Origin of the sequence: Gordonibacter pamelaeae 7-10-1-b, from assembly GCF_000210055.1 — a bacterium.
GTDB lineage: Bacteria > Actinomycetota > Coriobacteriia > Coriobacteriales > Eggerthellaceae > Gordonibacter > Gordonibacter pamelaeae.
In genome coordinates, this window is record NC_021021.1 from 3,305,013 (window position 1) to 3,314,396 (window position 9,384).

Below are 9,384 nucleotides of genomic sequence, written 5' to 3' on the forward strand. Positions count from 1 at the left end.
AGCTGCACGAGACCCGCATCGTTGCCCACCACGAGGTCGGCGCCCGACACGGCGGCGCCGGCCCAGTAGTAACCGGCAGCGCCGCCCTGCTCGGCCGGCTCGTCCCGCTCAAGCCACCTCACCGATCCGTCGCGCACGTCCACGCACAGGCGCACGCCGCCCGTACCCACGCTGCCGGCGCCGACCGTCGTGAAGGCGGCGAAGACGTACGACCCGCTCACCGTCAGCGACGAGAGGGACTGGTAGCCCTGCGCTCCGTCCGCCTCGAGCGGCTTCGTCTTCCACACGCACACCAGCTCGTCGGCCGTGAAGGCGGCGAGGCTCCCGTCGTCGGACGGCGCGATGACCACGCCCTCCGTGTAGACCGGCCGGTTGCAGTAAGCGCTCCTTCCCCCGACGTTCGCTCGCAGCTCCCTCCCGTCGCGGTTCTTCTTGACCGTCCCGGTGGACGCGTCGATCACCCGCAGCTCCCCGTTCACCACGAGGTACACGTCTCCGTTCACGATAAGCGGCTCGGACACGCCCACATCGCCGTCCGCGCCCTCGCGGAAATCGTAGGACCACGCCTGCTCCGCCGATTGCGTGGGCGTGGGCGCCTCCACCGCACCGTCCCCGCCGAAGCCGGGCCAGTCAGCGTCGTAGCTCGGGCGCGGGGCATCGGGGTCGGTGACGACGTCGTCCAGGTCGGGGAGGCTCGTGCTCCCATCGTTCGTGTAATACCAGACAACGGCATCGCCGGGTTGCAGCTCGCATTCGTTGGCGAAGTCGTTCGAGGGGGCCCCGTTGACGAAGAGGCGCCAGTAGTTGCCCGTAGCCTGGTTCCACGCGAGGGTCAGATCATCGAAAGGAGAGGTTATGTCGCTTAGGTACCAGCCATAGGACCTGTCTATCGTAGCCTTCAGCCCTGTGGCCGCGAACACCTGCTCCGTGAGGTCGGCCGCCGTGGCGCCTTCCACCATCGTATAGGTTCCGGGGGAAGCCCACCGCTGCGCGTTGCCGTTCGCGTCGAGGCCGACGATCTCGCAGGAGGCGGCCACCTGGCCGGGCAGCGTCTTGTCCGCACCGTAGCACCAGGTGACAACATCGCCCGCCTTCAGCGTGCAGGCCGCTGCGCCATCCTTCGACCAGACGCCGTTCACGAAGAGCTGCCAGTACGCGCCCGATGTCTCGTCCCAGCCGAGCGTGCGATCGGGATCGTAAGGCGAGGTGATATCGCTTAGGTACCAGCCGCGGGTTCGGTCGATGGTATGGGCGAGGCCCGCCTGCTCGAACAATGCCTCGGAGAGGTCGGCGGCCGTGGCGCCCTCGTCCAGGGCGAACGTCGCCGCGGAGGCCCACGTCTGGGCGGCCCCGTCGGCGTCCGCGCCGATGACCTCGCACGTCACCGACAGCTTGTCGGTGGGGGCCGGGTCGTCCCATGCGCCGTAGCGCCAGATGACACGATCGCCCGGCTGGAGCACGCACTTGTCCGCTCCCTCGCCGAGGTCCTGGCCGTTCACGTAGAACATCCATCCCTTGTCCGGGAACGTGCCCCACTCAAGGGTCAGCCCTGCGTCGAACGGCGAGGTGATGGAGTTGAGCGACCACCCCCACGCGCCGATGCCGAAGTCGGCCGTCATTCCGGTTTCCGCGAACAGCGCCTCGGCCAGATCGGCTACCGTGGCACCTGCGTCGAGCGTGTACGGCTCGGCCGCCGCCCAGGTCTGCGCCGCGCCGTCCAAGTCCGCGACGATCACCGAGCACGTGGCCGTGACGAAGGGGTCCTCCTGCCCGCTCGTTCCCTTGACCGTGAACGTGGCGGCCACGTCTCGTCCGGCCAGCTTCTGGAAGGCGGCGTCGTCCGGATAGCGCTCGGCGTAGCGCGCGTACTTCTCGCTGGCCAGGCGCGACTCGACGGTGACTTTCGCGTTGTATGCGGGCTGGGTCACCAGCAGGTTCTCATGGGACACGACAGAGGGGTTGCTCGACTTGAACAGGCGCCAGCCGGCTGAGCCCATGGGATCGTAGCCCTCGAGGTCCACCGGCACGATGCCGTTGCCCGCGGCGTCGGCCGCCTCATGGTCGTAAGCCCAGGCCAGGTTGCCGTCTGCATCGAGATACGCCTTCTGGAACGCGTGCAGGTCGCCCGCGACCGCGCCGGCATCCTGGCCGTTCGCAAGCGCGGCGGCGTAGCCGGCCACGGCCTGCTCCATGAGCGCGGCCTCGCGGTCGAGGTCGGCCTGCTCCAAGGGGGCGACCGTGAGCGAGAGCGTCTTGGAGGCGCTGATCTCGGCGTTCGCCTTGTCGGTCACCGTGAGCGTGATGTCGACCTCGGCAGCGTCCTCACCGGGCAGCGGGCGGTACACCTTGCCGGCCCACCCGTTCGGCACCACCGCGTCGGTCGAGGCCGTGTACTTCACCTCGTAGTACTTGCCGTCCACGCCGATCGCAGCCGGCTTCGGCAGGCTCACGTCGCCTGTCAGCGCGCTCGCGCCGACAGGCTCCCCCGTCTCGGCCAGCTTGATGCTCTCGTAGGTGAAGTTCTCCCCCACCTTCTGCTCGAGCGCCGCCTTCTCCGCCGCCACCTTGTCCGGGTCGCCCTTCACCGTGACTTCGAACGTCTTCTCGACGGTCGTCTCCGGACCGCCGGACGAAGATATGCCCCCCGCGGAAACGGTCGCCGTCAGCATCGCGGTTCGGTCCGCCGCCGTGCGCGTGACCTTGCCCGTGCGATCCGACCACGCATTGCCGGCAACCGCAACGACCGCGGGGTCGGACGAAGCCCAGGAAACGCTCGACCAGGATTTCTTTGCACCCGAGCCGTCCGACAGCTTGTAGGGAAGCGTCAGGTTGCGCGTCACGCTGGCAGCGCTATCACCCGAGGCGAACTCCACCGCAAGCGTGGAGGCTTTCTGGTCGAGCAGCTCTGCCACCTTGCCGTCGTCCCACGGGATGGCGCCTGCGTAACTTGGAGCGTACTCGTAGGTCTCGCCATCGCGCGCAAGCGTGAACGTGAAATCGAACTGGCGCAACTGGGTGTAGGACAGATACGAGCTCGATGCGGAATCGGGATCCATGAAGAAGTAGGTGACGCGGCCGTTCTCGTCGCCTGCGGCCGTGGACACGCCCACCGTCGCATGCTCGTCCGTTCGGCGCGGCTCGGCAGACTTCGTGGTGACGGACACGTCGGCGAAGCCGAGGTCGGCAAGCGCGGCCTCCACCACGTCGTTGATATTGTCGTCCTGGCCGTAGACCGGGTTCGCCCTGAAGCCCGCCTTCTCCAGCTTCTTCGCCGCGCCTTCGAGCGAGTCGGATGCCACGACCGCGCCCGATGCGACGGCCTCGACCGATGACGTGCCGCTCGTAGCCGTGACCTTGAGGTATCGGCCGGCAGCAGACGCCGGGATGGAGAGGCTCTTGGAATCGGCACCCTCGATCAGGGTGAACGGACCTTCCGGGCTCTCGCCGGCCGACCAGGAGTACGTCACGTCGTCGGATACGTCGTCGCCGTAGGTCGCGCTCGCGAGGCTGCGCGCCAACGCCTTCGCCGTGATCTCCTCGCCGGCGAACAGGTCGCCGGAAGCGGGGGTCAGGGTGACGCGCAGAAGGTCGTACTCCCCCGCTGCCAGCACGGTACAGGCGGCGCTTCGTGGGTTGTTGCCCTCCACGAGCGCGTTGGCGGACACGCGCACCTGCTTGCCCACGAGCGCCGGCGAAAGCGTGAGCGCACCGTCGGGCGCAACGCCCTCGGTCAGGGGGGCGAACGCGCCATCTTTGCCGTCGCGCACCTCCCACAGGTAGGTCACCTTCGCGTCGGCGGGCGCGGCGGTCTCGTAGTAGCCGTCCTTCACCTGAGCCGTCGGCGTGATGGTGTTTCCCACCTGCATGCCCTGGCCCGACGACGCCAGCTTGACCGACGACAGCTCGTAGGCGCCCTCCAACATGATGGGCCCGAGGGGGTCCACGTAGGTCGAGCCGTAGTACGAGGGCTGCTTCGTGGAGACGACGGTGCCGTCGGACGTGGCCTTGACCCGCACGTAGCGCCCGGTCGAAGGCGCGCCGTCGATGGTCTCGCCGATGGTGTAGGTCGCGCCGGTTGCACCGGGTATGTCCTTGAAGGCGGCATCGGACGTGGTGCAGGTCTCGGCGTATTGCCACTGGTAGTCGACGATGGCGCTGCCAGGCACCAGCGCATAAGAGCTCTCGTACGCCTTCGCCGTCAGCGTTGCACCCACGCGCGCCGGGCCGGAGACCTCCACCTTGTACGGCTCGACGGAACCCGCCTTGACCACGGGGCCGGCGGCTGACGAGTCCCTCTCGCCGTAACCGCCATCGGCACGCGCCTCGAGGTACTTGCCGACAAGCTCCTCGGTCACACGAAGCGTGCTTCCCGTGGCGCTCTCGATCTTCTCATCGGTGGCGGAGGCGCGCTCGCCACAGTACCACGACCAGGCGACGCGCGGACTGTCGGTCACGTCGCCCGAAGCCGCGCTCGCCGTCGCGCTCACCGTGTCGCCAACGGACAGCTTTCCTGACTTGTCGAGCTTGACCGAGGAGATGTTGACGGAGCCGGCAGCTGCGATCTTGCCGGTGGCGCGCGTCAGGTACGTGCTTTCGCCCACCTTCGCGGCGAGGCTGCATTTGACCTGCTTGCCCTCGCAGCCCTCATCGAGCACAAGGCTCGCCCGAGTCGCGCCGGCAATCGCCTCGAACGTGGAGCCATCGGAGCTGACGAGCCACTGGTACGTGAGTTTTTCGGGATCGATGGGGGACGAGGCGCCCTTCTCCTTCGCCTGCACGGTGACGGTGTCGCCCACGGCGAACGCGTTGGTGGTCGCCGAGCCGTTCAAGAAGGAGGCGGAGTAGATGTCCACCGCCCCCGCCTGCTTGAACGGCCCGTAGCCGTAGGGATAGCCGAAGTCGACCGTGTTCGCACCCGCACTCGCGGATACCGAGAGGCACATGCCCCGGTAGTCGTCGGTGACGGTGAACGTGCTGCCGGCCGCACCCTCGATAGACGTCCATTTCGTGTTGTAGGACGGGCTTGCCGTCTCCGCGTACTTCCAGGTGTACACGACGCCCTCGTCCACGTAGGTCGGCGCATACGAGGAGCCCGTGTAGGCCTTCGCCTCGAGCACCGCGCCCACTTCGAGCGATGCAGGCTTCTCCAGCTCAACGCCGGAAAGCGCTAGCGCCGCAGCCGGAACCGGGTTGGACTCGGCGACGCTTTCGGACTTTAGGTCGTCCGCCGGGGTCGACGCGGGGCGCCTCGCCTCGAATGCCTGTTCGTCAGCGGCGCTCGGCTCGACGTCCTCGGCAGGGGCGGCGGCATCTTGCGGGACCGTGCTCGCCGACTCCTCCGGCGACGCAGCGGGCGATGTCTCTGCTTCGGGCACCCCGTCCTGCCCGGCAACCGCAGGGGCTGCCGAGGGTTCGGCGGGCGCCTCCGGCTACGCCCAGGCGGCGCTCGGCGCCAGCGACAGCGCCAACACCGCTGCCATCAGAAGCGACAGTAGTTTCTTGGGGATTTCCGCACCGCCTGAACCGGCGCGCGCGGGCTTCGAACCGATGATCATCGGAACCTCTCTTCCAGGGCCTCGAGGTACGATGGGCAGGTGTTCCGACTTTGCCTCGTCTGAGACGGGACGGCGCTGCCGCGCGCCATCTTCTCTCCGCTCATCGGCGTTTACGGTTACTGGCATAGCGCGGGATTCTCACCCGCATTCCCCTCAGGCAGCCTTGTCGGCCGCCCGGCGCCGCGCCCGGCGCGCTCCATCCTAGCCAATTTCTATTGCTGACGCATTCTAGCACCAAACCGGCGCCGCATGGACGGCGCTGAGAGACTCGCAGGCAAATAAGGTCTGGCGGGTTACACCCCGGTCGGCGGCATGCCTCCCTCCCCTGCGCGCGGACGCGGCTCGGGCAGGTCGGGTGACAGGAGGCGCCGGTAGTAGGAGCCCTTCGTGTAGAGCGCGGCCGCGGGGTTGTGGGCGAGCACGCGGTCCTTCACCACCAGATAGGTCACGGGGGCCTCGGCGTGCTGCATGAACAGCGTGTCATGGCCCACGCACAGGCCCACGATCACGTTCAGGTCGCAGCCGGCTTCGTTCAAGATGCGCGCCTGCATGACGGGGTTGCACGTGGGCTCGAAGCAGCCGGGGTGCACCTTCACATCGTCGGCGATGCCGGCGCGCTCCTTCGCCACGGCGCCCACCTTGCAGGCCACGGCGCACACGTCGTCGAAGCCCTTGGCGCGCAGGATACGGGCGAACGCCTGCGCCTCGTCGATGAGCCCCATGCACGTGGCGATGCCGATCTTGCGCGCGCCGATGCGCCGGGCGAACACCATGACCTCCTCTACGCGCGTGAGCTGGCTGTAGTAGAGGCCCTCCACCTCGGCGGCGGCCTGGAAGATGCGCGCCGTGTCCGGGTCGTCGCGGTAGAGTGCGGCCGTCTCCTCGAACGCTGCATCGGGCGTGCGCTCGGTCAGGCAGAACGCAGGATAGGCCCGCGTCTCCCCCTCGGCCCCGCGGTCGTCGCAGGCGCGCACGGCACAGTTGGCGCAGCTGCGCGGGTCGTTGCCCTCCATGTTCCTTCCCCTCCCTTTCCTCTGGCCCGCCCCCTCGGCAATGCCGATGCAGTGCGGCCAAGACCTGTTCCTACTGATACCTCAACGACTCCACCGGGTCGAGCTTGGCGGCGCGGCGGGCCGGGTAGGAGCCGAACACGACGCCGATGGCCACGCACACGGCAACGGCGCCGAACACGACTCCCGGCGCGAGCACCGGCGTGACGGTCATGCCGGGCTGCACGGCCCCGATAACCTGCCCCAAGCCCCATGCGGCCAGGAAGCCGAACACGATGCCGAACACGCCGCCCGCCACGCACAGCATGACGGCCTCGAGCAGGAACTGCTTCGTGATGTCGCGGCGGCGCGCGCCGAGCGACTTGCGCAGGCCTATCTCGCGGATGCGCTCGGTGACGTTCGTGAGCATCATGTTCATGATGCCGATGCCGCCCACGAACAGCGAGATGGACGCCACCGACCCCATGAGCAGCGAGAACGACATCATCATCGTCTCCATCTGCTTGATGACGGCATCGAGCGACTGCACGTAGACGCTCTCCTGGTCGAGGTTGAAGTACTGCGCCACGTACGCCTGCGTCGTCTCCACCAGCCGGTCCATATCGGTGCCCTCGCGCGCGATGCCGACGATCTGCTGGATGCCGCCCGTCCCCCCGAGGCGCGTCTGGGCGGTGGTGCTGGGGACGTAGAGCGACGAGCCGCCCATGAACGAGGCCGACTCCAGCACGCCGACAACCGTGTAGTCGTCGTTGCCCAAGCGCACGGACGAGCCCACCGGCTGCGCGTCGGCGCTCCCGAAGAGCTGCATGAGCGAGCTGGCGTCGACGACCACGAGGCGTGCGGCGCCCTCGTTCTCGGCATCCGTGAAGAACCGCCCCTCCTTGAGCTTCGAGCCCATGACGCCGAAGTAGTCGGGCCGCACGCCGGTGATGCCCATGTAGACGGGCTGCCCGTCCGCTCCCGTGATCTCGGCCGAGGCGTACGCCGCGCCGGTGAGGGCCTCGTACTCGGGCATGCCGCGCTCCAGCTTGTCCAGATCGTCGAACGTGACGCCATCGGGCGAGTAGGCGCTGATGGACACCTGGCGCGCCTGCTCGAAGCCCATCTCGCCCATGAGCGTGTTCTGGATGCCCGCGATGAGCGAGGTCATGGCGATGACGGCCGCGATGCCGATGACGATGCCGAGGATGGTGAGCAGCGAGCGGCCCTTGTTCGCGGACAGCGCGTGCCAGGTCTCGTAGAACAGGTCGCCTATCTTCATGGACGCGCCCCTTCCCCGTCCGCTGCGCCGAGATGCGGGCCCTCGTAGAGCCGCCCGTCGCGGATGTGCACCACGCGGTCGGCATGGGCGGCCACGTCGGGCTCGTGCGTGATGAGCACGATGGTCTTGCCCGCGTCGCGCAGGCGCTTGAACGTGGCGAGCACCATGTCGCCCGTGGCGGTGTCGAGGTTGCCCGTGGGCTCGTCGGCCAGGATGAGGGCCGGGTCGTTCACGAGGGCCCGCGCGATGGCGACGCGTTGCATCTGACCGCCGGAGAGCTCGTTGCTGCGATGGTCGTACAGCCGCTCGTCGATGGACACGCTGCGCAGCGCCGCATGCGCCCGCAGCTCGCGCTCCTTGCGCGGGCAGGCCGTGTAGATGAGCGGCAGCACCACGTTGCGCAGCACGGTGGCGCGCGGCAGCAGGTTGAACGACTGGAACACGAAGCCGAGGCGCGTGGCGCGGATCTCGGCCAGCTCGTCGTCGCGATAATCGGCCACGTCCACGCCCTCGAGCAGGTAGCGCCCGCGCGTGGGCGTGTCGAGGCAGCCGAGCAGGTTCATGAGCGTGGACTTGCCCGAGCCCGACGGGCCCATGATGGCGAGGAACTCCCCTTGCTCGACGGCCAGCGACACGCCGCGCAGGGCGTGCGTGTAGCCTGAGGCGCTCTCGTAGATGCGGTGCAGGTCGACGGCCTCCACGACGGCTGCCATGGCTAGCCTGCGCTCACGTCGGAGACGGCCATCCCCATGCCGGACGACCCGTCGGCCACGGCGTACCCGCCGCCCGCGCCTCCCAGGCCCTCCATGCCGCCCGCCACAACCTGGTCGCCGGGCTTGAGGGCGCCCTTCACCACGCTGGTGAGCCCGTCGGAGGCGACGACCTCCACCTTGCGCTGGGCGACGTCCTGCGTCTCCGGGTCGGTGACGACCATCACGAAGCTGCCGCCCGCGCCGTCGGACTGCACGGCCGAGATGGGCACCATGAGCGCGTTGTCGATGGTGGTCGTGGTGATGGTGGCCTTGGCGGTCATGCCGGGCTTGAGCCGCGGGTCGGGCTCGGCGATGAGCAGCTTCACCGCGTACGTGACGGCGCCGCCCATGCTGCCGCCGTACAGGGCGCCGCCCGACGCGTCGCCCGAGCCCGCCGACGTGGTGGCGATGCTTACCACGGTGGCGGGAAGGGTGAGGTCGGGAGCCGCGGTGAACGTGACCTCGGCGGTCTGGTCGGCGGTGATCTTGAGGATGTCGATCTCGTTCACGTTGATGGACACGGTCATCTGCGACAGGTCGGCTATCTGCACGGGCGAGGTCGCGGCGCCCGCCGCAGCCCCGAGCGCCTTGCCGGGCTCGATGTTGACCGCGACGACGCTGCCGGCGATGGACGCGGTCACCGTGCGCTTGGCGGCGCGCGCCACCGCCTCGTCGTAGGCGCTCTGCGCGTTCCGCAGCGCGAGGTTCGCATTGCTCAAGCCGAGCTCGGCCGACCTGATGGCGGAATCGGCGCTCGCCTCGTCGAAGGAGGCCGGGGAGCCGGCGGCCTGCCCCGCCGTCGCATC

Annotated in this window: 6 protein-coding genes; all 6 read right to left on the reverse strand. The window is 68.6% G+C overall.

The window, feature by feature from the left end; genetic code table 11:
- Positions 1–5,375: DUF4430 domain-containing protein (locus tag GPA_RS15190; RefSeq protein WP_041239759.1), on the reverse strand; the 5,375-nt coding region annotated here is incomplete at its 3' end.
- 54 nt (positions 5,376–5,429) lie between these two features.
- Positions 5,430–5,555 (reverse strand): hypothetical protein, encoded by a 126-nt coding sequence (locus GPA_RS20460; protein WP_015540414.1) that lies wholly within the window; start codon positions 5,553–5,555, stop codon positions 5,430–5,432.
- A gap of 293 nt (positions 5,556–5,848) precedes the next feature.
- A complete protein-coding gene (locus GPA_RS15195) occupies positions 5,849–6,568 on the reverse strand; it encodes a DUF1847 domain-containing protein (RefSeq protein WP_015540415.1) in 720 nt (239 codons plus the stop codon).
- A 70-nt stretch (positions 6,569–6,638) separates the two neighbouring features.
- A complete protein-coding gene (locus tag GPA_RS15200; RefSeq protein ID WP_015540416.1) occupies positions 6,639–7,826 on the reverse strand; it encodes an ABC transporter permease in 1,188 nt (395 codons plus the stop codon).
- Positions 7,823–8,539, reverse strand: coding sequence for an ABC transporter ATP-binding protein (locus tag GPA_RS15205; RefSeq protein WP_015540417.1), 717 nt, complete (start codon positions 8,537–8,539; stop codon positions 7,823–7,825). The genes GPA_RS15200 and GPA_RS15205 overlap by 4 nt, the downstream gene beginning before the upstream one ends.
- A 2-nt stretch (positions 8,540–8,541) precedes the next feature.
- A partial coding sequence (locus GPA_RS15210) for an efflux RND transporter periplasmic adaptor subunit (RefSeq protein WP_156791184.1) occupies positions 8,542–9,384 on the reverse strand: 843 nt, incomplete at its 5' end.

Excerpts from the sequence above, each read along its gene's own strand:
- GPA_RS20460 (WP_015540414.1), bottom strand. The coding sequence starts at position 5,555 with ATGATCATCGGTTCGAAGCCCGCGCGCGCCGGTTCAGGCGGTGCGGAA.
- GPA_RS15195 (WP_015540415.1), bottom strand. The coding sequence starts at position 6,568 with ATGGAGGGCAACGACCCGCGCAGCTGCGCCAACTGTGCCGTGCGCGCC.
- GPA_RS15200 (WP_015540416.1), bottom strand. The coding sequence starts at position 7,826 with ATGAAGATAGGCGACCTGTTCTACGAGACCTGGCACGCGCTGTCCGCG.
- GPA_RS15205 (WP_015540417.1), bottom strand. The coding sequence starts at position 8,539 with ATGGCAGCCGTCGTGGAGGCCGTCGACCTGCACCGCATCTACGAGAGC.